Source organism: uncultured Pelagimonas sp. (assembly GCF_947498515.1).
Taxonomy (GTDB): Bacteria; Pseudomonadota; Alphaproteobacteria; order Rhodobacterales; family Rhodobacteraceae; genus Pelagimonas.
Genome location: NZ_CANMKO010000001.1, coordinates 304925 through 327097 on the forward strand (window position 1 = coordinate 304925; position 22173 = coordinate 327097).

The following is a 22173-nucleotide window of genomic DNA, read 5'->3' on the forward strand; positions in this document are numbered from 1 at the left end:
CTCTGGGGACCGCCTGAATGACCGATCAACCCATCCGCCGCGCGCTGATTTCTGTATCTGACAAGACCGGTCTTATCGACCTGGCCAAAGCCTTGGATGCGCGCGGGGTCGAGATTTTGTCGACCGGCGGCTCTGCCAAAGCGATGCGTGACGCGGGTGTTGCCGTCAAAGACGTGGCCGACATCACCGGCTTTCCCGAAATGATGGATGGCCGGGTGAAAACCCTGCATCCGATGGTGCATGGCGGTTTGCTGGCCCTGCGTGACAACGACACCCATGTTGCCGCGATGGAGGAACATGGCATTGGCGCGATCGACCTTTTGGTTGTCAATCTCTACCCGTTCGAAGAGACCGTCGCCAAAGGCGCGGAATGGGACGAGTGCATTGAAAACATTGACATCGGTGGCCCGGCGATGATCCGCGCGGCCTCGAAAAACCACGCCTTTGTGTCGGTGGTTGTTGATGTCGAAGACTATGACAAGCTGCTTGGCGATATGGATCAGCACGGCGGCGCGACCTGCCCGAAGTTCCGCCGCAAGCTGTCGCAAAAGGCCTATGCCCGGACCGCCGCCTATGATGCCGCAGTCAGCAACTGGATGGCCGATGCCATTGATCTGGAAGCGCCGTATCGCCGTGCCAAAGCTGGGACCTTGGCCCAGACATTGCGCTATGGTGAGAACCCGCACCAAAAGGCCGCGTTTTATACCGATGGCACCAATCGCCCCGGCGTCGCCACTGCGGCGCAGCATCAGGGCAAAGAGCTGTCTTATAACAACATCAACGACACCGACGCGGCGTTTGAATTGGTGGCGGAATTTGATCCGGCTGACACCGCCGCCTGTGCGATCATCAAACACGCAAACCCCTGTGGCGTGGCGCGCGGCGCAACATTGACCGAGGCCTATAAGGCGGCGTTCAACTGCGACAGCACCTCGGCCTTTGGCGGGATTGTGGCGTTGAACCAAACGCTTGACGCCGACACCGCCCGCGAAATTACCGGCATCTTTACCGAAGTGGTCATCGCCCCAGATGCCACGGATGAGGCCAAAGAGGTCTTTGCCGCCAAGAAAAACCTGCGTTTGCTGACAACTGGCGGCCTGCCGGATGTGCGCGCCGGTGGCCAAACCCTGCGCCAAGTTGCGGGTGGCTTTCTCATGCAGGACAAGGATGTTGGCTTTATCGGTTTGGACGATCTCAAGGTTGTGACCAAGATCGCGCCGACGGATGAGCAGATGCAAGACCTTCTGTTCGCTTGGAAAGTCGCCAAGCACGTGAAATCCAACGCGATTGTCTATGTCAAAGACGGGGCCACCGTCGGTGTTGGAGCCGGTCAGATGAGCCGCGTCGACAGCGCCTTGATCGCCGCCAAAAAGGCCGAGCGTATGGCCGAAGCCCTTGGCCTGCCTGAGCCGTTGACCAAAGGCTCGGCTGTGGCATCGGATGCATTCTTCCCCTTCCCAGACGGATTGATGGAAGCCGCCGCCGCCGGGGCGACTTGTGTGATCCAGCCGGGTGGCTCGATGCGCGACAACGAAGTCATCGCCGCCGCCGACGAGGCGGGCCTTGCGATGGTCTTCACCGGAATGCGCCATTTCCGCCACTAAAGCCAAAGGGGGCAAGGTTATGAATTCTTTGAAACTTGTCCTTGCCCTTTTGATCCTGATCTGGCCCGCATCCCTGCGGGCCGATCCCGCGACCCCTCCTAGGGCTGAGGCCTTGTTACATGAGCTGCTCGAAACCGGCCCTCGGTCCGAGATGTTCACGTCTGCCTTTCTTGACGCCATCCCCTTGACCCAAATCCAAGACATCAGCCGCGAGATGCGCGCTGATATTGGGCCGCTGACCCATGTTCATTTGGATGGGGATCGGTTTGAGATTGAAACCGCCTCTCATATTGTGACCGGTTTGATTGGCTTGGATGGCATGGGGCGGATCGAAGGCCTTCGCATTCTTGGGTCTATGCCGCGGGTCGCCACCCTTGAAGAGGCGTTGCAAGGCTTTGATAATCTCGGCTCCGATGTCGCATGGCTTGTGCTGAAAAACAGCGAGGTTCTGGCCGATCACCGCGCCGATCAACCGCTTGCTGTCGGTTCCGCCTTCAAAATCGCAGTTCTCAAGGTTCTGAGCGAGGATATTGCCAAGGGTCTGCTGCGCTGGGACGATGTGATCCCCCTTGATAACACGTTGAAATCCCTCCCAAGCGGTATGTTGCAGGATTTCCCCGATGCCGCGCCGATCACCGTACAAACCTTGGCGTCCCTGATGATCTCGATTAGCGACAATACCGCCACGGATCACCTTCTTCATTTAGTGGGCCGTCCGCGGGTTGCGGCGGCGTTGGGAATGGGTTTTGTGCCAAGCACGCGCGAGTTCTTTGCCCTAAAGTTCGATAATGACGCGCGCCAAACCTATTTGGATCAGCCCTCCAATCGTGCCGAAATCGCAGCACGAGCGGCGCATACACTTGAGAAATCCGCCAGCTTGCCAGCTTATCAGCCGGGGTTGGAATGGTATGTCGGCTTGGATCGGCTCTGTGCCTTGTTGATCGACACCGCCGAATTGCCGCCCTATCGCATCAATTCCGGCCCTGCGTCAGCCAAAGATTGGCACCAAATCGCCTACAAGGGCGGTTCGGAAACGGGTGTTCTCAACATGACAACGGTTGTCCAAGACGCCCATGGTCAAAAAATATGCGCCGCTGTGACGGTGAATAAGGCTGTTGCCCTTGATGAAAAGGCTGCTTTTTCGGCATATCGCGCCTTGCTCAACCTCTTGAGACGTGAGCTCTAAAAACTTCTGGGGGAGAGCTCTTGGCATTTTTCCCCGCGTTGGGCGCTTTGCGTTCTATTGCGCTTGGGTTAATGCGACGCAAATCGGTTTGCAAAGCCGGTATCGTTGGGCGCAAAGGTATAGGGTGGCTCATTTTGTGATCCACTCTAGATGCCAAGGCTGATAAACCGAAAGCCGAAATAAGGGGCAGCAAAAGAACATGGAACGCGTGGAACAACAGCGTCAGAGCGGGATGCTTCGGTTGGTTTGGACCGTGGCCGGCATTGTTTTTGTTATCGACCAACTGACCAAAATCTGGGTGGTTCATGTCATGGATTTGGCCACTCGGCTGAATATTGAGGTCTGGCCCCCATTGTTGAATTTCCGCATGGCGTGGAACTACGGCATCAATTTTGGCCTTCTGGCGGGCGAAGCCCCAGCGACGCGCTGGATTCTGATTTCTGTCGCAATTGGCATCATCATGTTTGTTCTGGTCTGGATGCGACGCGATCCGCCGGGGCGATATGGGCTGATTTCCGCCGGTATGTTGATCGGTGGCGCGCTTGGAAATGTGATTGATCGGATCGCTTATGGCGCTGTTGCGGACTTTTTGAACATGTCTTGCTGCGGAATTGATAACCCATTTGCCTTCAACGTCGCGGATGTGGCGATTTTTGCCGGGGCATTGGGTTTGGTTCTGTTCCCAGGGGGCAAAAAGGCCACGTGACGTTGGTCGCGGGATGCGCTAAAGCTGTTTCAGATTGAAAACCGGAGGGTGGCGATGCGGACCACGCATCTTGTGGCATTGGTAGCTTTGGCAGGTCTGACGGCCTGTTCTAGTGGTGGACGGGACATTACCCTTCACAACCTCAAGTCCTATAATGGTCAGCCCGAGGAATTCTCGATCGCGCCGGTCAAGCCTTTGGTTCAACCGGAAAACTATTCCGAGTTGCCAACACCGACTCCGGGCGCTGGCAACCGAACCGATCAAAACCCCAAAGCCGATGCAGTGGCCGCGCTTGGCGGAAACCCGGCTCGACTGGATGCCAGTGGCGGGGTGCCCTCTTCGGATACCGCGATCATTTCGCGGGCAAGCCGCTATGGTCGCGATGGCAACGTGCGTCAAACTTTGGCGTCAGAGGATTTGGAACATCGCAAGCGCAAATCCTTGTTTACGTGGTCAATTGTCCCCGAAGACAATTACAACCGGGCGTATAAACGGCAATCTTTGGATCCTTACAGCTGGTTGTTCCGTTACCGCAAAGCCGGGGCACAAACGCCTGCGGCGCCGCCTCCCGGTTGATTTTGGGCTAAAAATTGGCGTCACAGGTCACAGACCCGTCATGACAGGTTGAAGTTAACCAATGGTAGCGTAGGTTCCTTCTGACACAATCAGAAAGAGGAGCCCCCATGCCGAGACTGCCTTTCCTTTCCACTCTGGCAATATGTGCCATGGCCTTGGTGCCGCGTTTGGCCTTGGCCGATCAAGATGCCAATCAGGATCAGGTCACAACCTATTCGCTTGAGAACGGCATGGATGTTGTGGTGATCGAAGATCACCGGAGCTCGGCTGTGGTTCATATGCTCTGGTACAAGGCGGGGTCGGCGGATGAACCGCGCGGAAGTTCGGGCGTGGCGCATTTTCTGGAACACCTGTTGTTCAAGGCCACCGACAAGCTTGAATCAGGCGAGTTTTCCAAGATCGTCGCCGCCAATGGCGGTAGTGACAATGCCTTTACCAGCTTTGATTACACCGGCTATTTCCAACGTGTGGCGGCGGATCGTTTGCCGTTGATGATGGAAATGGAGGCGGATCGCATGATGAACATCCGCCTGACCGAAGAGAACATCGCCACCGAACGTGAAGTCATCATCGAAGAGCGTAACCAACGCGTCGAAAATGACCCCGGATCGTTGTTCCGCGAACAGCGGCGCGCGGCCCTGTATCTCAACCACCCCTATGGCACCCCGATTATTGGCTGGCGTCATGAGATGGAGCAACTCGACCGCGAGGCGGCTCTCAACTTCTACACACGCTTTTACGCCCCCAACAACACCATCCTGATTGTGGCCGGAGATGTGGAACCAGAAGAGGTTTTGGAGCTGGCCAAGGAGCACTATGGCCCGTTGCCCGCCAATCCCGAATTGAGTGACCGTGTGCGCCCCTCCGAGCCGCGTCATTTGGCGGCCCGTCGCATGACTTTCCGCGATCCGCGCGTGGCGCAACCCTATGTAATGCGGTCCTATCTGGCCCCGGAGCGAGATAGTGGTGCTCAGGAAAAAGCCGCCGCGCTGACCATTCTGGCTGAACTGTTGGCCGGTGGCCAGACAAGCGTTCTAACCCGCAAGTTGCAGTTCGAAACCCAAAAAGCCGTCTATAGCAGCGCGTTTTATAGCGGCGTGTCCTATGACGATAGCACCTTTGGCCTCATCATTGTGCCTGCTCGCGGCGTCAGCCTCGAAGACGGTGAGGCGGCTTTGGATGCTGCGGTTGCCGAATTCCTCAAAGAGGGCGTCGACCCAGAGCAACTGGAGCGCATCAAGTTCCAGCTCAAGGCCCAATCCATCTATTCACGCGATGACGCCAATGGATTGGCCCGTCGATATGGCGCGGCGCTGACCTCGGGATTAACGGTACAGGATGTGCAGGATTGGCCCGAGATTTTGCAAGCTGTCACCGCCGAAGATGTGATTGCCGCCGCGCAAGAGGTGTTTGACCTCAAACATTCGGTGACCGGCTATCTGACCAACGAACCCGCACAGGAGGCAGCGCAATGAAGCGTTTGATTTTGGCCATGGGCCTGATGTTCACTGCCGCGATTGCGCAGGCCAGTACCGACATCCAAGAAGTCGAAAGCCCCGGTGGTTTCAAAGCGTGGTTGGTCGAAGAACCGTCGATCCCCTTTGTGGCGCTTGAATTGCGTTTCAAGGGCGGCGCATCGCTTGATGCGGCGGGCAAACGCGGTGCTGCCAATTTGATGGTGGCCCTCTTGGAAGAAGGGGCGGCCGACATGGATGCCCATGCCTTTGCCCAAGCCGGTGAAAGCATTGCGGCGCAATTTAGCTATGATATCGGCGATGATGCCGTGCGCATTTCCGCCAAGTTCCTGACCGAAACCCGCGACGAAGCGGTCGATTTGCTCAAACAATCGCTGCTGGCCCCGCGGTTTGATCAAGACGCCATTGACCGGGTTCGCCGCCAAGTGATTGCGGGTATCCAATCCGACATCAAAGACCCCGACAGCATCGCCAATGTCAGCTGGGACAAGATGGTGTTTGGCGATCATCCCTATGGCTCTGATTACAATGGCACCGAAGACAGCGTCGCGGCGCTGACCCGTGATGATCTCATGGCGGCGCATCAATCTATCCTGACGCGGGATCGGGTCTATGTGGCTGCGGCGGGTGATATTTCCGCCGACGAATTGGGCGCGTTGATGGATACGCTTTTGTCTGACCTTCCCGCCACCGGCGCACCACAGCCTGCGGATGTCGATGTTCAGACCAAGGCCGGTGTCACCGTGATCCCTTTTGATACCCCGCAATCCGTGGCGATTTTTGGCCACAAGGGGATGAAACGCCACGACCCGGATTTCTTTACCGCCTATGTGTTGAACGTCATCCTTGGTGGTGGCGGGTTTGAGGCGCGTCTAATGCAAGAAGTGCGCGAAAAGCGTGGCCTGACCTATGGCGTCTACTCTTATCTTGTCCCCAAAGAACACGCCGAGCTTTACCTAGGGCGTGTGGCTTCGGCCAATGATCGCATCGCCGAAGCGGTGTCGGTTATTTCAGATGAGTGGGCCAAAATGGCGGCAAATGGGGTTACCGAAGAAGAACTCGCCCGCGCCAAAACCTATCTGACCGGGTCCTATCCGCTCCGTTTTGATGGCAATGGCCCAATCGCACGGATTTTGGTTGGCATGCAGATGGAGGGGTTAACCCCCGATTACATCACCACCCGAAATGATCAGATCGAGGCCGTCACGCTCGACGATGTGAAACGGGTCGCGGCCGAGCTGTTGCACCCCGACGCCTTGCATTTTGTTGTTGTCGGTCAGCCCGAGGGGCTTTGATCCATCCAACGGCGCAAAGAAAAAGGGCGGGGTCGTTAAACCCCGCCCTTTCTATATTCTGGCGATCTATTCTTTAGACAAGACCGGCATGGGCCAAAGCGGCATCAATCCGGGCGCGCGTTGCATCCGAAACCGGAAGCAGCGGCAGGCGCACTTCTTCACTGCATAGACCCAGTTTCGACATGGCGTATTTCGCACCACACAGACCCGGTTCGGCAAAGATAGCCTGATGCAGCGGCATCACTTTGTCTTGAATCTCAAGCGCCTTGGCGTAATCACCCGCCAAACAGGCCTCTTGCATTTGCGCCAGCAACGCCGGGGCCGCATTGGCCGTCACCGAAATACAGCCGACGCCACCTTGGGCATTGAACCCATGGGCCGTGGCATCTTCGCCGGAAATCTGTGCGAAATCGGTGCCGCATGTGATCCGCTGCTGGCAAACCCGCGCCAAATCACCGGTGGCATCTTTGACGCCGACGATGTTTTTCAGCTTGGCCAGCTCACCCATGGTTTCAGGCGACATATCAACAACCGAACGACCCGGAATATTGTAGATCACAATCGGCAAATCGGCGCTGTCATGGGCGGCTTTGAAATGCGCAATCAGACCGGCTTGGGTCGGTTTGTTGTAATACGGCGTCACGATCAACGCGCCCTGCGCACCCACTTTGGCGGCATGTTGGACGAATCGGATCGTCTCGGCGGTGTTGTTTGACCCGGCTCCGGCGATCACCGGCACGCGGCCGGCGGCTTGGGCAACCACTGTTTCGATCACAGCTTCGTGTTCTTCGTGGGTCAGGGTGGGGCTTTCGCCCGTTGTTCCGACCGGCACCAAACCGTGGCTACCTTGATCGATTTGCCAATCGACCAAGCGTTTGAGCGTGTCGAAATCCACTGCGCCGTCTTTCAACGGCGTGACCAGGGCTGGCATTGATCCCTTGAACATCTCACGCTCCTATTGTCTGTTCATCATCAGGTTCAGGAGAAAATCCGCCACCAAACAGGATTGTCAGTTGAAGGCCCGCAAGCTGGCTATATCTTCCTCCGTAAGCGTCTATTCCTTTTCAAGCCGGAAAATGCAAGCCGATGTCGCGTGTTCTTGTCTCAGGTTTCCTGACACTGTTTCTTTTCGCCACCAGCTCGGCTGTGTGGGCACAGGACGCTGGCCAATCCATGGCCCGCGCGATGGAGGCTATGCGCCAAGGCAATTGGGCCGCCGCGCGAATCGAAGCGCGCGGGGACGGGCAGGCGGCATTGGACGTCATTTTGTGGCACGCCTTGCGTGCCGGGCGTGGCGACGCGGTCGAGGTTCAGGATTTTCTGGCCCGCAATGGCGATTGGCCGGGCCTCTCCTATCTGAAAGAAAAATCCGAAGCGGCGATGTCATCGGCCACTTACAAGGATATCCGTAGTTTTTACGACGGGCACACGCCGCAAACCGGCACTGGCGCGCTGTCATTGGCGCGCGCCTGGCTTGACCTTGGCGAAGAGGGGGCCGCGCAGGCCGAAATCGTTTTGGCGTGGCGGACCCTGTCCATGTCCGGCGACGAACGCCGCGCGTTTTTGGAAAACTGGGGTGAGGTCCTTGCCGATCATCATGTGGCCCGACTCGACTATGCCTTGTGGAAAGGCTGGAGCCGCAATGCCGGGGCGATGGTTCCCTTTGTTGACGAGGGGTGGCAAGCACTTGCCGAAGCGCGGCTGGCCCTGCGCAACAAGGGCGGCGGTGTTGATACGTTGATCGAAAAAGTGCCTGCGGCGCTCCAAAATCACCCCGGATTGGCCTTTGAACGCTTTATGTGGCGGGTGAGCAAACGCCGCGATGCCGAGGCGATTGACCTTTTGCTGGATCGCTCCGAAAGCGCCGAAAAACTGGGCGAACCGTGGGCTTGGGCACGGGCGCGCCGTGATCTGGCCCGCAAACGCATGCGCGCCGGGGCGGTGACCGAAGCCTATAATATTGCCTCCTCGCACCATCTTGTTGACGGGTCTTCCTTTGCCGATCTGGAATGGTTGTCCGGTTATCTGGCTTTACGGTTCCTTGATAAACCCGATCTCGCCCTGCAACATTTCACCAATTTCCGCGCCGGTGTCTGGACCCCGATCTCGCTTGGTCGGGCCGGGTATTGGATCGGTCGTGCCCACGAGGCGCTTGGTGATACGGCCGCCGCCCAAGAGGCCTATGGGCTTGGCGCGCAATATCAGACGTCATTCTATGGGCTTTTGGCGGCGGAACGCGGCGGCATCGGCTTTGATGGCAAGCTTGATGGCTCCGAAACTTTTCCCGATTGGCGCAGTGCCGAGTTCACCAAAGGCTCGGTTTTCAATGCCGGGGTGGTGTTGCTTGCGGCGGGCGAGATCAGCTTGGCGGAACGTTTCCTGACCCATCTCGCCGAATCCCAAGACCGGGTGGGCATGGGCCAGATCGGTCATATGCTGCGCGACATGCGCCGCCCGCATATCCAAGTCATGCTTGGCAAACGGGCCGCCAAATTCGGGTTTGAACTGGCCGCGCCTTATTATGCGGTGCCGGATCAGATCGCCAAAGCCTCTTTCCCGGTTCCCAAGGAACTGGTCCTTGCCATTTCGCGGCGCGAATCCGAATTTGACCCCGGTGTGATTTCCGGGGCAGGCGCACGCGGTTATATGCAACTGATGCCCGGCACCGCCAAAGAGGTCTCGGATCAACTGGGGCTCGAATATAGCAAAGACAAATTGCTAAGCGATCCCGCCTATAACGCCACGCTCGGCTCGACCTACTTGGCGACCCTGTCCAAACGGTTTGGGGCCAATGCGGTGATGATGTCGGCGGGCTACAACGCTGGTCCCTCGCGTCCGATCCGGTGGATGGAGCTATACGGTGATCCGCGCAAAGGTGAGGTTGATGTGATTGATTTCATTGAGTTCATCCCCTTTGACGAGACGCGCAATTACGTTATGCGGGTTTCTGAGAGCCTGCCGGTTTATCGCGCCCGCCTTGGTCAAAACCCGCACCCGGTGCCATTCTCAAAAGAACTCATTGGTTCAACCCTGCCGGCGCTCTCGCCATAGGGTAAAGAGGCCCGCGCCGATGATGATCGTCGCCCCAAGAACCACGTTCGGGCGGACAATTTCCGAGAAAAGCACCACGCCAAAGGCACTGGCAAAGGCCAATTGCAAATAGGCAAAGGGCTGCAAAGCGCTGGCCTCGGCGATCTCATAACATTTGATCAACATGAAATGCCCAAGGATGCCAAACAGGCTCAGGGCCACCATCCATCCCCAATCCGGGGTGCTCATCGGTTCCCAGAATGCGAAGCCAGTCACCGTTGCGGTGAGCGCACCAATGGTGCCGGTGTAAAAGAACGAGGTCATGGCGCTGTCATCGCGGGCGACATAGCGGGTCAAAAGACCATAAAGCGCGAACATCAACGCGCCGACCAAAGGGATGATCGCATAGGGCGAAAACACCCCGCCTGAGGGCTGCAAAACAATCAATACGCCAAAAAAGCCGACGCCAATCGCTACCCAGCGCCGCCATCCGACATGTTCGCCCAAAACCGGGCCGGAAAGGGCGGCGATGATCAAAGGGTAACAGATGAAAATCGCATGGCTTTCGACCAAACCCAGATAGACAAAAGACAGGACCGTTACACAGATTTCCAACACCAAAAGCACACTGCGAAATAGCTGAAGCCAGGGGCGCTTGCTTTGCGCCACTTTGCGCAATCCCCCCGATTGCCGGGAGCAAAAGGCGATGACAAAGGCCCCGAAAAACCAGAACCGGATCATCACCACCATCATGACGTTATAGGTTTCGGCCAAATGGCGCGACATGCCGTCCTGAACGGCAAAGATGAACATGGTGGCGATCATCAGCCAGATGCCAAGGGCCTGATTTTGCTGTGCCATTGGCGGCCCCCTTTAGGCGGGCTTGATCGCCCGTGTCATATGTCGCTTGCGTCCGTACCCCGGAAGCCGTGTCACTTCGAGCCCGGCAGCGACAAGCCCACGTCGCACATGACCCGCGGCGGTATATGTCGCGGCGCTAGCTCCGGGGGCCATATGCGCCCCGACCTCGGCCATCAATTCGGGTGACCAAAGCTCGGGGTTTTTGGCAGGGGAAAACCCATCAAGAAACCACGCATCGGCCTTGCCCTGCCATTGGGGAAGTGTCTCGCGCGCGTCGCCTTCAACCATTTCAAACCACAAATCCGCGATCTCAAACGTGTTCTTTCCCCAATGCGGGGCAAGCTCGCTGGCGATCTCGGCCACATCGTCAAAGGCCGCCTGTGCGCGGGTCATGTCCGGTGCGCTTAGCGGGAAGGCTTCGAACGTGGTAAAGCGCAACTGGCCCGTGATACCGGTTTGGCGCCAAAGCTGAAGCGCCGCCAAAAGGTTCAACCCGGTGCCAAAGCCCAACTCGGCTATTTGAAACCCACCGCAAAAGCGATCGGGCAGGCCGTTGCCTTGCAAAAACACATGTCGCGTTTCGTCCAATCCGTTTTCAAGCGAGAAATACGGGTCATCAAACCGGGTGGACACGGGCGTTTCGCCGCGCCAATCAAGGCTGTGGTGGTCTGCCATGGGCTTTGTCCTTAGAAGAGCGTGGATATGGAATACAGCGAGGTCCGGCAATGGCAAGTGTGGATGTAACCGTGCGCGGTGCAGGTATCTTTGGGTTGTCGGTGGCATGGGCCTGTGTATTGCGCGGGGCACGTGTTCGGGTGGTTGACCCAAACGGTCCCGGTGCCGGGTCTTCGGGCGGATTGGTCGGGGCATTGGCCCCGCATGTGCCGGAAAACTGGAATGAAAAGAAGGCGTTTCAACTCGATAGTCTGTTGATGGCCGAAGCCTTTTGGGCCGAGGTCGAAGAGGCGGGGGGCGTGACGGCGGGTTATGGGCGCACGGGGCGCTTGCAACCTGTGGCGGACGAGGCGGCGCTTGAGCTGGCCCGCGCGCGCGGTCGCGGGGCCGAGGCGCTATGGCAAGGCCGTGCGGTTTGGGATTTGGTCCACGTCAAAGACGCCGGGGATTTTGCCCCTTCAAGCCCAAGCGGATGGTTGATCCAAGACACGTTGACGGCGCGCATGGCCCCGCGACGGGCCGGGGCAGCATTGGTTGCGGCGCTTGTGGCGCGCGGTGTCGAGATTGTCGAAACCGCCCCGGATGAGGGGGCGGTGATCTGGGCGACGGGCTGGCGCGGATTGCTGGATTTGAACGAGGCTATGGGCCGCAAGGTCGGCGATGGCGTCAAAGGCCAGTCGGTGCATCTAAGATATGCGGCCCCAACGGCGGCGCAGGTGTTTGTCGAAGGGTTGCATATCATTCCGCACGCGGATGGCACGGTTGCGATTGGCTCGACGTCGGAGCGGGATTTCGACAATCCGACATCGGTGGATGAGCAATGCGATGATCTGATTGCCCGCGCTTATGCGGCCTTGCCGGTTCTAAAAGAGGCCGAGGTGATTGGCCGCTGGGCTGGGGTGCGGCCACGGGCGCGGTCTCGGGCCCCTTTGTTGGGGGCGTGGCCTGGGCGGGATGGGCATTTTGTTGCCAATGGCGGTTTTAAAATCGGTTTTGGCATGGCTCCGAAAGTGGCCGAGGTGATGGCCGATTTGATGTTGAATGGACGCGATGCCATTCCTGAGGGCTTTGGATTTCAGGCCTGTTTCAAGCGGTGATGGGGGTGACGCTGGGCTTCGCCCTCGCCCCACCCACCATCCCGCAAAGGCACAAAAAAACCGGCGCGCAATTCGCACCGGTTTTTTAAGGTTTGTAGGGTGGGGTTTCACCCCACCAATGGTTAGTCGAATTTGCGCGACGGGGCCAAAACCTTGGCCTCACCGATCAGCACTTTTTTCCCATCAACCGAGCAATGGCAATCGAGCGTGACACGGCGTTTGCCATGGTCGATATCGACCACTTTGACCTCGGCATAGACCATGTCGCCGGGGCGCACGGGGGCAAGGAACTTGAGTGTCTGACCCATGTAAACCGTGCCGTGGCCGGGCAGTTGTTCGCCAATCACCGCAGAGATCAGACCCGCGGTCAGCATGCCATGGGCAATGCGGCCTTCAAAGATCGTGTCCTGTGCATAGTCGTCATCCATATGCACTGGGTTATGATCTGTCGAAACTTCAGCAAACATTTCGATGTCCTTATCGGTGACCTGTTTGCGCAGGTACCGGGACATGCCCATTTCGATATCTTCGATGCAGATCGTGCCACGTGGCAGGTTGTCCAACATCTTATCCTCCATGATGATCCGCCCTGATACGGCAAGTGACCAAAGTCACCGGGTAACAAATGGGCGTCCTTCTGCTGTGCTTTGTAATTTTATTACTTTGCACTTGCAGAAAAATCAAGGGGGAATTCTGTTATCGCAGCATCCCTATGCTGAATTGCGGAGCAATGTTTTCCTTGGCCAAATAGTCGTTTAGCGCCGCGCCATCCGGGTTAGTTGCGGTTTTTGTCTCAGCCCGTGCCAAACCGCCGGTGATGAAAAGAGAATCAATGTCCTCTCCCATGGCACCCATGATGTCGGTATGTGGGCCATCGCCGATGGCCAGAATGCCAATATCGGCGATGCCCGGTTTCAACGCGGCCAACCGGCGACGGGCGAGATCGTAGATTGGTGGATGCGGTTTGCCGAAATAGAGGCTCTCGCCGCCCATTTCCGTATAAAGCTGGGCCAAGGCCCCGGCGCACCATTCCCGCGTTTCACCGCGATCGACGACGATATCGGGGTTGGCACAGAGAAGCTTTAGGCCCTTTTGCTTGGCATACAGAAACTGTCCGCGCATCTCCGACGGGTCCGCATGGGGGTTAAACGGGCCGCAACATATGATGCCCTCGGCCTCCTCAAGCGCGACCTGTTCTATTGTGACTGGGTTGTCGATTAGGCTGAGCGGTTCGAAAAACGGCTGGTCGTGGGGTTGGCCAATGAACCAAACCTTGGAGCCAACAGCCCCTTGAAACATCGCAGAACGGCCACTATCGCCGGATGTGGCGATGTCGTCATAGGCGTCTTCGGGCACGTTGAATTTCACCAATTGCTTGGCGACCTCGTGGCGCGAGCGCGGGGCATTGGTGACCAAAACCACAATGCCGCCAGTGGCGCGATAGGCTTGAAGCGCGGCCACTGCTTCGGGAAAGGCGGTGACGCCGTTGTGGACACAGCCCCACAGATCGACAAAGAGCGCCTCGTAGCGGTCTGAAATCTCGGAGAGGGCGGAGATAATCTGGGTCATGGGTGCGGATCACAGCTTGGGAACAATTGCCCCGGTCATCCCACATCGCGCCCCATGTGGAAAGGGGCGCCGGCTTTGTATTCTGGGCAATTCCACCGGAATGCGCGCAAGTGCGCCCCGATAGCACCTCCGACTTTACCCCTGATTCTAGCCTTGGCTTTGGATGCGTTCGACGTAAACGCGCATTTCTTCCGCCTCTTGGCGGGCTTCGCGCAAGCCATCCATCGCCGCCGACAACTCGGCTTCGGTCTGGGCCAGTTGGTTGGTCAGCTCGGCTTCGCGTTGTTGCAGATAGGTGATGGCCTGATCGCGGGTCTCTTCGGCCTCGTGCAATTCCTGGCTCATGCGCTCAAGCTGATCCATGTCGGCCTGACTGACGCGGGTAAAGCGGTGCAGGAGCCAATGGGCAAACCACCCCAGACAGAATGCCACAAAAAGAATGACGGCTGTCACTATGATGAACTGCGTTCTATCCATCGTTCGTCCCCTCTGCCGCGTCTGCCCCGGCCTCTGCTTCTTCGTCTTTTTTGTCATCCGAGGCTTCTTCGGCCTCTGGATCATTTGTGTCGTCTGCTGTTGGCTCGCCCGTGTCCGCGCCTGCTTCGGCTTCGGTTTTCAGGAGGGTAAAGGTGATACGACGGTTGGCTTCGCGGCCATCTTCGGTGTCGTTATCCGCAATCGGATTGGCCTCACCATAGCCGACAACCGTGTAGGCTCTGACCGGAACCAAACGACCACGCAGCGCATCAAGAACGGCTTGGGCGCGCTCTTGACTAAGCTTCTGGTTCATCGACTCGCGGCCTTGGCTATCGGTATGACCACCCACCTCAAGCGGAATGTCCCCACATTTCTTCAACAAGGTCGCCAATTCGTCCATCAGATCCTTGGCCGAGGAATCCAGCGTTGCCGACCCCGGTTCAAAGGAAATTTTGCGTGCGCCAATGATCTCAACAATCTGGGCTTCGCATTCCTCGGGGCTCGGGAGGCCAAGCGTCGGATCAAGCTGTTTGACATATTCAACGTTGATCTCAAACTCGGCGGCATCGCCAAGTTTCGCTGCCAAAAGCTGGGCAATATCTGCACGGGCGTTTTGGTTGCCGGTTTTGCCGGAAATCGCAACATTGTCCGGCGTGACCGTCACCGCACCATTCACAAGGCTGGACAAAACTTCTAGCCCGGCCAAGGTGCGCACTTGCCAATCATTGGGCAGGCCTTCGGCGACACGGGCGGCGGTGTAAACATCTTCTGAACCAAAGCGGGCGCGGGCATAGCTATCCATGGTCTGGCGTGCGATTTCGCTCGACACACGACCGCGCAATTGCACCTTGCCTTCGGGGCTTAGGGTTGCGGTGAATTCCGGTGGGCCTTCTGCGGATTGCTCGGGCGCTTTGGGAAGCACCGCATGAAGCGCAAACACGCCAGGTAGGGAGGTTTCCAATTCGCCGACAACCCGGTCAAACAGCGCCTGACTTGTGCCTTCGGGGGCGATCAGGGTGATATCGGCATTGGTAAAGGTCACCGAGGTGCCTTTGAGTTCCGACAGCTTTGATATTGCCAAAACCGCGGCATCGGCCCAACGGCGCGACGGCACACCAAGCCCAAGCGTACAAGAGGATTTCCCCTCAAGACCGGCATCTGCGGCGGCCTTGAGGATACGTTGGCTGGCCTCTTCGGTATCGGCGGAACAGGCGTCAAAATGCGGGCCGGTGTCGTCGATGATAAAGCGTAGCGTAAAGGGCGAGATCACCGGGCGCGGGGCCGATAGCTCAAGCGCCAGTTTCAGCCCTTCGGGCACACGACGCGCCAACCCGCTTTCGATGCGGCGGCGATGTTCGTCGCTTTCGGCCATAGCATTGATCGCCACAAGATCGGGGCGCACTGAAATCTGCGAGCGCGGCAAATCCCGCAGGGCGCTAAGGGCAAAGCTAAGCGCCGTGTCCCAGCCCTCGGGCGTTGGGAAATCAGCAACCCCCAACAAGTCCGACACTTCGCCATCACCGGCCAGCTTTTCAAACCCTTCGATCAATTCGTCGCGGTTGGTCGATGTTGGGATCAACCCGATGACCGACAATCCGGCATCATTGCGCAAAATCTCGATGGAAAACTCTGGCGGTGCGATGTCTTCGGGATCTTCCACCAGCATCTGATCGATGACGCGCGCGGCGTCCACAACGCTTCCGGCGGTGCTCAGCGCTTTGAAACGGGCGGCTTCGTCCGGGGCGGTGCCGATCAAAAAGACCTGCAACCCATTGGTGTCAACCTCGGCCCAGGTCAAACCTTCTAGGTCCAACTCCTTGAGCACATCGGTCTTGGAGGCGGTTTCAATCACCCCTGCGGCAAAATACGCGCTAACAAGGCTGACAGCGCCAGCCGCGGCGAAGGTTCCGCAAAAGGTAAAGATTGAGGAAAGGCGCATAGACGCTCCGGTCCTGTTTAAGTCTTAGGCGTTGATACGCAAGCTAAACACATTCCGCAATCAAGCGAATAGCGATGCGGCGAAAAACAGCACAGGGATCAGGCCAGCATCGCGGTTAGATCGAAACAATTCCAGCAAGCGGTCGTTATCGTCCATTTTTAGGCGACGCAGCTGCCACATAAGATGCCAACCCATGGCCCAAGGTCCGGTCAGCAAGATCACCATTTGCAGGATTTCACCGTCAGGGGCGGCGGCAACAACGGCCATCCCCATCAGCGCGACGGTCAAAACCATGAACCATGCCAAATAGCGGGGAGTGTTTTCTGCAAACAATCGGGCCGTTGATTTCACCCCGATCAACGCATCGTCTTCGGTGTCCTGATGGGCATAGATCGTGTCATAAAACAGCGTCCAAGCCATGCCCGAAAAGTACAGCAAAACCGCCGGAAGGCTGAGGCTACCGGTGTGGGCCGTCCATGCCAGCAAAGCGCCCCAGTTGAAAGCAACGCCCAAAAACACCTGAGGCCACCATGTAAACCGTTTGGCAAAGGGGTAAATCGCCACGGGGATTAGCGCGATGACCCCAAGCAGGATCGCCATCGGTGGAAAGGTGATCAGAATGGCAAACGAAATCAGACATTGTAGCACCGCCCAAGCCAGCGCTTGTTTCACCGTGACCTGACCCGATGGAATGGGGCGCGAAGCCGTGCGTTCGACCCGCCCGTCAAAATCGCGGTCGGTGATATCGTTCCACGTACACCCCGCGCCGCGCATCAACACCGCACCGATGGCGCAGCCAACAATGATCCAAAGATCAAACAGCCGCATTTCCCCGTCATGCACCATGGCCAGCAACACCCCCCACCAACAGGGCAGCAACAGCAACCAAGAGCCAATCGGCCGGTCGGCCCGGCTTAGCCGCAGATAGGGGCGCAACCCTTGTGGCGCATAGGTGTCAACCCAATTGTCCTTCACAGCGTCCGCAACCTGCCCGGTGGGCTCTGGTGTCTGCTCGGTGCCGGTCATATGCTGCGCCTCATGAAAGCTAAAATCCGCCTTTATGTAGAGCACCCTTTGGGGCCGGGACAAGACGTCTCGCTGTCGCGCGATCAGGCGCATTACCTCTTTGGGGTCATGCGATTGGCCGTTGGCGCACGTGTTGCGCTTTTCAATGGTGTGGATGGTGAATGGCAGGCCGCTGTGACAACGGCGGGCAAACGGGGCGGGGTTTTGACCTGTGACACCTTAAGTGCCCCACTGGGTTTGCCGCCTGATCTCTGGCTTTGTTTTGCGCCGATCAAAAAGACACGGACCGATTTTATCGTTGAGAAGGCGGTGGAAATGGGGGCGCGGCGCATTGTGCCCATGGGCACCGATTTCACCAATTCCGAACGCATCCGTCAGGATCGCTTACAGGCCCATGCGGTTGAGGCGGCGGAACAATGTGGCGCAACCTATGTGCCCGAAGTGGCCCCGCTGATCCGTTTTGACGCCTTGATCGACCAAAGCAAGGATCGCCAGCTGATGTTTTGTGATGAGGCCGAGGCGGGAGCGCAACGCGAGCCGGATGAGGTGTCTAAAGAGCCTTGGTGCATTTTGATCGGCCCTGAGGGTGGATTTTCCGACCGAGAACGCAGCCGCCTGCAATCCTTGCCCAATGCCCATACCCTGAGCCTTGGGCCGCGCATTTTGCGGGCGGAAACCGCCGCCGTGGCCGCGATGACCCTGTGGCAAACCCGCTATGGTGATTGGTAAGCCCCCAAAATCCAGCGGATTATAAAGGCGGCGACCCATGCGGGCCGCCACCGTATTTGGATTTATTGCTCAAGAAGAACCGCTGGCTCGACATCGGCAATGTCACCCCACTTCGAATCCGCATCAGCGATAAAGCCGGGAATATTGGTGGCCCAACGTTCCTGAATGCTTGGCGATAGGTTCAGGTAAAGCTTTTCGTCAACGATCTTCCAAAGCGTTGGATCACCGTCAAACTTGAACCCCATGGCCGTGCCAAAGGCGCAATAGCCGCCATAAGCCGGGGCATAGGCCTCTGGGTTGGCTTCAAACGCGGCTTTGTTGTCTTCTGACGAGAACCAGTAGGTTGCGTCGTTGTAAACGGCGGTAAGCTGGTAGTCACCCTTGGTCGGTGCGCCATCGGTGAAATAGGCTACCGGGTCATACCCCTGCATAGCCAGACCGGTTGACGATGCGTTGACGTCAACACCAGCCGCCAAGGCGGATGTGGCAAGAGCAACGGAAACAGCGATACCGCCGAGGAAAGATGTGAAGTTGGACATGGTGGTCCCTTTTTTAATGATCGGCGTTTTGCAGGAATGTGCAGCCAGCCGAGAGATGTCTGTTGACGCCTGAAATTGACGTGGTCAGCGGCCTGAAATGGTGCGGCGCTTGTGGATTGGATTTGGGCCATGGCTGGATCACATACAAAACAAGCTTATTTGACTGTGCGTATATCCGGGAAATTTGTGCGTTTTTGCACAATACCCTCTGCCCTTGCAGAGCGCGCCTTAGGACCGATATGCATAGAGAATAGATGATGAGAAAAATTGAAACGGCCCCGCGCCCCGTTGGATAACAAGGATACAAACATGAGTGTGATCCGCCCCGAGGCCGCAACCGTTCTGGCACGCTGGAGCGAGGCAATGATCGGCGCTGCGGTCTGTGCGCTGGGCCTGTATTGGGCGCTGTTTACCGGTGGGGGGCTCCTGCATTGGATCGGCTATTTCATCGCCGTTCTCGGGGCGTTTCTCTGTGCCTCTGGCATTCGCCGTGCCCGTTTCCCACAAGGCGATGACGGCCCCGGCATCGTGCAAATCAATGAACGTCAAATAAGCTATTTTGCCCCCGAAGGCGGCGGGATTGTGTCGGTCGATACCCTCTGGCGCGTCACGCTGGATGTGCGTTTGCGCCAACAGGTGGTTTGGACCTTTGTCGGCGAAGACGGGGTGTTGAGCATCCCGGTTGATGCGGCTGGTACCGACAAGATTTTCGACATGTTGTCGGCCCTTCCCGGTGCCGATTTCGAAGAGGTCACCCGCGCCATGTCGGCAACCGAACCACACAGCTATGTGATCTGGCGCAAGCCCGCTGTGCAATCCTCGGTGGCAACCCTGCATTGACACCGGTCCACATTCACCTCATGGCTTGGAACCCAAGCGGCACCTAATAGGCGGAGAGCCCATGTCCATTCCTCAATCTGGCGGCGGTCCAATCGAGCGCCACGAACAGTTGGCCGAGTATCTGTCTTTGGGCTGTAAGCCCAAGGAAGATTGGCGCATTGGCACCGAACACGAAAAGTTCGGCTATTGCGTTGATACGCATAAACCGCTGCCCTACGAAGGCACCCGGTCTATCAAAGCTGTGCTCGAAGCGCTGCGTGATCGTCATGATTGGGCCCCGATCCTTGAGGCCGGGAATATCATTGGTCTTGAAAAAGACGGCGCGAATATTTCGCTTGAACCGGGTGGCCAGTTAGAACTCTCTGGTGCGCCACTGGAAACCATCCACCAAACCTGTGACGAGGTGAATTCGCACCTTGTTGACGTCAAGGATATTGCCGACAAAATCGGCGTGGGTTTCATTGGTCTTGGCGCGGCACCGGAATGGTCGCATGACCAGATGCCGATGATGCCCAAAGGGCGCTACCGCCTGATGAATTCCTATATGGACAAGGTCGGCACCATGGGCAAATCCATGATGTACCGAACCTGTACCGTGCAGGTGAATCTCGATTTCTCATCCGAGGCCGACATGGTGCAAAAGATGCGCGTCGCTTTGGCTTTGCAGCCTGTGGCCACCGCACTTTTCGCCAACTCGCCGTTTTTTGAGGGCAAACCAAACGGTCACAAAAGCTGGCGCTCGCGCATTTGGCGTGATCTGGATGCGTCGCGCACCGGGATGTTGCCGTTTGTTTTTGACGAGGGTTTCGGGTTTGAGGCTTGGGTCGAATATGCGCTCGATGTTCCGATGTATTTTGTCTATCGCGACGGCGAATATATCGACGCGCTGGGCCAATCCTTCCGCGATTTCCTCAAGGGTGAATTGCCCGCCTTGCCCGGCGAAACCCCAACTCTGTCCGATTGGGCCGATCACCTGACCACCGTCTTTCCCGAAGCGCGGGTGAAAAAGTTCATCGAAATGCGTGGGGCCGATGGTGGTCCGTGGCGTCGTCTTTGTGCGCTTCCGGCGTTTTGGGTCGGGCTGACCTATGACCAAACCGCGCTTGATGCGGCGTGGGATTTGGCCAAGGATTGGGATGCTGAAACCCGCGACGAGTTGCGCGTTCAAGCGTCAATCCACGGGCTTCAGACCAAGGTCAACGGCATCAACATGCATGATCTGGCACGCGAAGTTGTGGCGATTTCCGAAGCGGGGCTCAAAGCGCGGGCCAAACCCGGTGCCGGTGGTCTGGTGCCCGATGAAACCCATTTCCTCAATGCTCTCAAAGAGTCGCTGGAAACGGGTCAGGTGCCTGCGGATGAGCTTTTGGAGCATTACCACGGTGATTGGAACGGCGATCTCAGCAAGATCTATTCGGAATTTTCCTACTAAATTCGAGAACGTTCAATCGTGAAAAAGCGGATCGCGTCGCGGCAATGGCCCGTGGCGCGATTTGTTTTTCTTGGGTCCCAATCCATTATTTGGGGGCGGTCCCCACTGGTTTTCGGTGGTTTGTCCCCGTTGCGCGGCGGCAATCGCCACAAAGACAAGTCCGCCCAAGAATAGAAAATTGAACACGGTCAAAACCGAGATAATGACAAAACAGGGCAGGGCGATCGCGCTCGACAATCCGATGTCATGCAATCGCCGTATCGAAAGTGAGACGCGCGGCAAGAGCAGCGCCCAAAACCATATCTGATAGGCATATCCCGGCATTCCGGCGGTCATCATCGCGGCTACGGGCAACACATCGACAATCAACACCACCCACCAGAATTCCGACCGCGACGCGCGACCGGAAAAATCCAGCGTTTTAGTGAAAAAACGGGGAACTGCGATGCTAGGACTCATATCCGGGGCCTACCGTTAGCGGGGCTAAGCGCTGGCCCGGCCTAGCACATGGGTCTGATAATAATCGCTAATCTGTTCGCGTTGTGCGGCCACTTCTTCCGGTGACGGCTCACGATTCAGCTTCAACAAAGTCGCATAGCTTTGACGGGCATCATGGGGGCGGGCCTCTCGCGCGGTGGTGGGGCCTGCTGCGGGTTCCTTGATCGCGTCAAAACCGGTGCGGCGCGTCGGTGTAGGGTTATGAGGCGGTTGCCCCCATTGGTTTTCTTCGGGCTCCGAGGGCAAGATCAGCAAAACCAACAACCAGATCGGTCCGACAATTGGGATCGAGTTGACGAAATACCACATGCCCGACCGACCTGCGTCATGCAGACGACGGATCAGGATCGTTGTGTTGGGAATAAAGGTCAAAAGCAACAGAACCGGTGTCAGATAGGCCAACGGATTGTAATTGGTCACATGCGCCGTCGTGATCGTATAGATGTCGAGAACGGCTGCGATGGCCATAAAAACAAACATGATCAGCGCGACCCACCAATATTCTGCCCGCGTGGCGCGGCCTGAAATATTGAAAGCTTTGAAAATGTAGTTTTCTAGCGCGGTGTGAGGGCCAATCATATTCTTGCTCCGGTTGTCAGCACCCCCTTTTTGCTGTCAG

At 57.4% G+C, this 22173-nt stretch carries 22 protein-coding genes; 11 read left to right on the forward strand and 11 right to left on the reverse strand.

Annotation, left to right across the window (positions count from 1 at the left end):
- Nucleotides 1–17: 17 nt before the first annotated feature.
- From purH to Q1A43_RS01640, 6 genes are all read left to right on the forward strand, one after another.
- Nucleotides 18–1604 (forward strand): bifunctional phosphoribosylaminoimidazolecarboxamide formyltransferase/IMP cyclohydrolase, encoded by a 1587-nt coding sequence (gene purH, locus Q1A43_RS01615; RefSeq protein WP_299931921.1) that lies wholly within the window; start codon nucleotides 18–20, stop codon nucleotides 1602–1604.
- 19 nt (nucleotides 1605–1623) lie between these two features.
- A complete protein-coding gene (locus Q1A43_RS01620; protein WP_299931923.1) occupies nucleotides 1624–2790 on the forward strand; it encodes a serine hydrolase in 1167 nt (388 codons plus the stop codon).
- Nucleotides 2791–2989: 199 nt separating this feature from the next.
- Nucleotides 2990–3496, forward strand: coding sequence for a signal peptidase II (gene lspA / locus Q1A43_RS01625; protein WP_299931925.1), 507 nt, complete (start codon nucleotides 2990–2992; stop codon nucleotides 3494–3496).
- A gap of 54 nt (nucleotides 3497–3550) precedes the next feature.
- Nucleotides 3551–4072 (forward strand): DUF3035 domain-containing protein, encoded by a 522-nt coding sequence (locus tag Q1A43_RS01630; protein ID WP_299921204.1) that lies wholly within the window; start codon nucleotides 3551–3553, stop codon nucleotides 4070–4072.
- Between the two features lie 149 nt (nucleotides 4073–4221).
- Entirely contained in the window at nucleotides 4222–5547 is a 1326-nt protein-coding gene (locus Q1A43_RS01635) for a pitrilysin family protein (protein WP_299932527.1), read from the forward strand.
- Nucleotides 5544–6842 carry a pitrilysin family protein gene (locus Q1A43_RS01640; protein WP_299931927.1) on the forward strand — a complete coding sequence of 433 codons (1299 nt, stop codon included), beginning with the start codon at nucleotides 5544–5546 and terminating at the stop codon, nucleotides 6840–6842. Before Q1A43_RS01635 ends, Q1A43_RS01640 begins: the two co-directional genes overlap by 4 nt.
- Before the next feature lie 73 nt (nucleotides 6843–6915).
- Here Q1A43_RS01640 and dapA read toward each other — a convergent pair whose 3' ends face one another.
- The gene (gene dapA / locus Q1A43_RS01645; protein ID WP_299921200.1) at nucleotides 6916–7788 is read right to left on the reverse strand and encodes a 4-hydroxy-tetrahydrodipicolinate synthase; all 873 of its coding nucleotides are present in this window, start codon (nucleotides 7786–7788) and stop codon (nucleotides 6916–6918) included.
- A 140-nt stretch (nucleotides 7789–7928) separates the two neighbouring features.
- Between dapA and Q1A43_RS01650 the strand changes: the two genes are divergently transcribed.
- Complete coding sequence (locus Q1A43_RS01650) at nucleotides 7929–9893, forward strand: lytic transglycosylase domain-containing protein (RefSeq protein WP_299931929.1); 1965 nt, start codon at nucleotides 7929–7931, stop codon at nucleotides 9891–9893.
- Here Q1A43_RS01650 and Q1A43_RS01655 read toward each other — a convergent pair.
- Both Q1A43_RS01655 and mnmD read right to left on the reverse strand, forming a co-directional pair.
- Nucleotides 9867–10733, reverse strand: a complete 867-nt coding sequence (locus tag Q1A43_RS01655; RefSeq protein WP_299931931.1) for a DMT family transporter — start codon at nucleotides 10731–10733, stop codon at nucleotides 9867–9869. The genes Q1A43_RS01650 and Q1A43_RS01655 overlap by 27 nt on opposite strands.
- 12 nt (nucleotides 10734–10745) lie before the next feature.
- Nucleotides 10746–11408, reverse strand: coding sequence for a tRNA (5-methylaminomethyl-2-thiouridine)(34)-methyltransferase MnmD (mnmD, locus tag Q1A43_RS01660; protein WP_299931933.1), 663 nt, complete (start codon nucleotides 11406–11408; stop codon nucleotides 10746–10748).
- Nucleotides 11409–11458: 50 nt separating this feature from the next.
- Between mnmD and Q1A43_RS01665 the strand changes: the two genes are divergently transcribed.
- A complete protein-coding gene (locus tag Q1A43_RS01665) occupies nucleotides 11459–12505 on the forward strand; it encodes an FAD-dependent oxidoreductase (protein ID WP_299931935.1) in 1047 nt (348 codons plus the stop codon).
- Nucleotides 12506–12627: 122 nt separating this feature from the next.
- Here Q1A43_RS01665 and Q1A43_RS01670 read toward each other — a convergent pair whose 3' ends face one another.
- From Q1A43_RS01670 to ubiA, 5 genes are all read right to left on the reverse strand, one after another.
- Entirely contained in the window at nucleotides 12628–13071 is a 444-nt protein-coding gene (locus Q1A43_RS01670) for a MaoC family dehydratase (protein WP_299921257.1), read from the reverse strand.
- 130 nt (nucleotides 13072–13201) lie between these two features.
- Nucleotides 13202–14074, reverse strand: a complete 873-nt coding sequence (locus Q1A43_RS01675) for a TIGR01459 family HAD-type hydrolase (protein WP_299931937.1) — start codon at nucleotides 14072–14074, stop codon at nucleotides 13202–13204.
- Nucleotides 14075–14221: 147 nt separating this feature from the next.
- Entirely contained in the window at nucleotides 14222–14551 is a 330-nt protein-coding gene (locus Q1A43_RS01680; protein ID WP_299921191.1) for a hypothetical protein, read from the reverse strand.
- Complete coding sequence (locus Q1A43_RS01685; RefSeq protein WP_299931939.1) at nucleotides 14544–16490, reverse strand: OmpA family protein; 1947 nt, start codon at nucleotides 16488–16490, stop codon at nucleotides 14544–14546. The genes Q1A43_RS01680 and Q1A43_RS01685 overlap by 8 nt, the downstream gene beginning before the upstream one ends.
- A 60-nt stretch (nucleotides 16491–16550) precedes the next feature.
- The gene (gene ubiA, locus Q1A43_RS01690; protein ID WP_299931941.1) at nucleotides 16551–17516 is read right to left on the reverse strand and encodes a 4-hydroxybenzoate octaprenyltransferase; all 966 of its coding nucleotides are present in this window, start codon (nucleotides 17514–17516) and stop codon (nucleotides 16551–16553) included.
- Between the two features lie 12 nt (nucleotides 17517–17528).
- Here ubiA and Q1A43_RS01695 point away from each other — a divergent pair, with 12 nt between their 5' ends.
- Complete coding sequence (locus Q1A43_RS01695; RefSeq protein WP_299931943.1) at nucleotides 17529–18245, forward strand: 16S rRNA (uracil(1498)-N(3))-methyltransferase; 717 nt, start codon at nucleotides 17529–17531, stop codon at nucleotides 18243–18245.
- Nucleotides 18246–18307: 62 nt separating this feature from the next.
- On the opposite strand, the gene Q1A43_RS01700 is transcribed toward Q1A43_RS01695, so the two are convergent.
- Complete coding sequence (locus Q1A43_RS01700; protein ID WP_299921186.1) at nucleotides 18308–18784, reverse strand: YHS domain-containing (seleno)protein; 477 nt, start codon at nucleotides 18782–18784, stop codon at nucleotides 18308–18310.
- Between the two features lie 309 nt (nucleotides 18785–19093).
- On the opposite strand from Q1A43_RS01700, the gene Q1A43_RS01705 reads away from it, so the two are divergent.
- Nucleotides 19094–19624 carry a hypothetical protein gene (locus Q1A43_RS01705; RefSeq protein ID WP_299921184.1) on the forward strand — a complete coding sequence of 177 codons (531 nt, stop codon included), beginning with the start codon at nucleotides 19094–19096 and terminating at the stop codon, nucleotides 19622–19624.
- Nucleotides 19625–19685: 61 nt separating this feature from the next.
- On the forward strand, nucleotides 19686–21056 hold the full coding sequence (locus tag Q1A43_RS01710) for a glutamate--cysteine ligase (protein WP_299931945.1): 1371 nt from the start codon (nucleotides 19686–19688) through the stop codon (nucleotides 21054–21056).
- 12 nt (nucleotides 21057–21068) lie between these two features.
- Here Q1A43_RS01710 and Q1A43_RS01715 read toward each other — a convergent pair whose 3' ends face one another.
- Complete coding sequence (locus Q1A43_RS01715; protein ID WP_299931947.1) at nucleotides 21069–21515, reverse strand: DUF805 domain-containing protein; 447 nt, start codon at nucleotides 21513–21515, stop codon at nucleotides 21069–21071.
- A gap of 24 nt (nucleotides 21516–21539) precedes the next feature.
- Nucleotides 21540–22133 (reverse strand): DUF805 domain-containing protein, encoded by a 594-nt coding sequence (locus Q1A43_RS01720; RefSeq protein ID WP_299931949.1) that lies wholly within the window; start codon nucleotides 22131–22133, stop codon nucleotides 21540–21542.
- Between the last annotated feature and the right edge of the window lie 40 nt (nucleotides 22134–22173).

Bases quoted from the DNA above. Each gene is read 5' to 3' on its own strand.
- lspA (WP_299931925.1), top strand. From the start codon at position 2,990: ATGGAACGCGTGGAACAACAGCGTCAGAGCGGGATGCTTCGGTTGGTT.
- Q1A43_RS01720 (WP_299931949.1), bottom strand. From the start codon at position 22,133: ATGATTGGCCCTCACACCGCGCTAGAAAACTACATTTTCAAAGCTTTC.
- Q1A43_RS01685 (WP_299931939.1), bottom strand. From the start codon at position 16,490: ATGCGCCTTTCCTCAATCTTTACCTTTTGCGGAACCTTCGCCGCGGCT.
- Q1A43_RS01695 (WP_299931943.1), top strand. From the start codon at position 17,529: ATGAAAGCTAAAATCCGCCTTTATGTAGAGCACCCTTTGGGGCCGGGA.
- dapA (WP_299921200.1), bottom strand. From the start codon at position 7,788: ATGTTCAAGGGATCAATGCCAGCCCTGGTCACGCCGTTGAAAGACGGC.
- Q1A43_RS01700 (WP_299921186.1), bottom strand. From the start codon at position 18,784: ATGTCCAACTTCACATCTTTCCTCGGCGGTATCGCTGTTTCCGTTGCT.
- Q1A43_RS01630 (WP_299921204.1), top strand. From the start codon at position 3,551: ATGCGGACCACGCATCTTGTGGCATTGGTAGCTTTGGCAGGTCTGACG.
- Q1A43_RS01620 (WP_299931923.1), top strand. From the start codon at position 1,624: ATGAATTCTTTGAAACTTGTCCTTGCCCTTTTGATCCTGATCTGGCCC.
- Q1A43_RS01670 (WP_299921257.1), bottom strand. From the start codon at position 13,071: ATGTTGGACAACCTGCCACGTGGCACGATCTGCATCGAAGATATCGAA.
- ubiA (WP_299931941.1), bottom strand. From the start codon at position 17,516: ATGACCGGCACCGAGCAGACACCAGAGCCCACCGGGCAGGTTGCGGAC.
- Q1A43_RS01655 (WP_299931931.1), bottom strand. From the start codon at position 10,733: ATGGCACAGCAAAATCAGGCCCTTGGCATCTGGCTGATGATCGCCACC.
- Q1A43_RS01715 (WP_299931947.1), bottom strand. From the start codon at position 21,515: ATGAGTCCTAGCATCGCAGTTCCCCGTTTTTTCACTAAAACGCTGGAT.
- Q1A43_RS01650 (WP_299931929.1), top strand. From the start codon at position 7,929: ATGTCGCGTGTTCTTGTCTCAGGTTTCCTGACACTGTTTCTTTTCGCC.
- Q1A43_RS01675 (WP_299931937.1), bottom strand. From the start codon at position 14,074: ATGACCCAGATTATCTCCGCCCTCTCCGAGATTTCAGACCGCTACGAG.
- Q1A43_RS01680 (WP_299921191.1), bottom strand. From the start codon at position 14,551: ATGGATAGAACGCAGTTCATCATAGTGACAGCCGTCATTCTTTTTGTG.
- Q1A43_RS01635 (WP_299932527.1), top strand. From the start codon at position 4,222: ATGGCCTTGGTGCCGCGTTTGGCCTTGGCCGATCAAGATGCCAATCAG.
- Q1A43_RS01640 (WP_299931927.1), top strand. From the start codon at position 5,544: ATGAAGCGTTTGATTTTGGCCATGGGCCTGATGTTCACTGCCGCGATT.
- mnmD (WP_299931933.1), bottom strand. From the start codon at position 11,408: ATGGCAGACCACCACAGCCTTGATTGGCGCGGCGAAACGCCCGTGTCC.
- Q1A43_RS01665 (WP_299931935.1), top strand. From the start codon at position 11,459: ATGGCAAGTGTGGATGTAACCGTGCGCGGTGCAGGTATCTTTGGGTTG.
- Q1A43_RS01710 (WP_299931945.1), top strand. From the start codon at position 19,686: ATGTCCATTCCTCAATCTGGCGGCGGTCCAATCGAGCGCCACGAACAG.
- Q1A43_RS01705 (WP_299921184.1), top strand. From the start codon at position 19,094: ATGAGTGTGATCCGCCCCGAGGCCGCAACCGTTCTGGCACGCTGGAGC.
- purH (WP_299931921.1), top strand. From the start codon at position 18: ATGACCGATCAACCCATCCGCCGCGCGCTGATTTCTGTATCTGACAAG.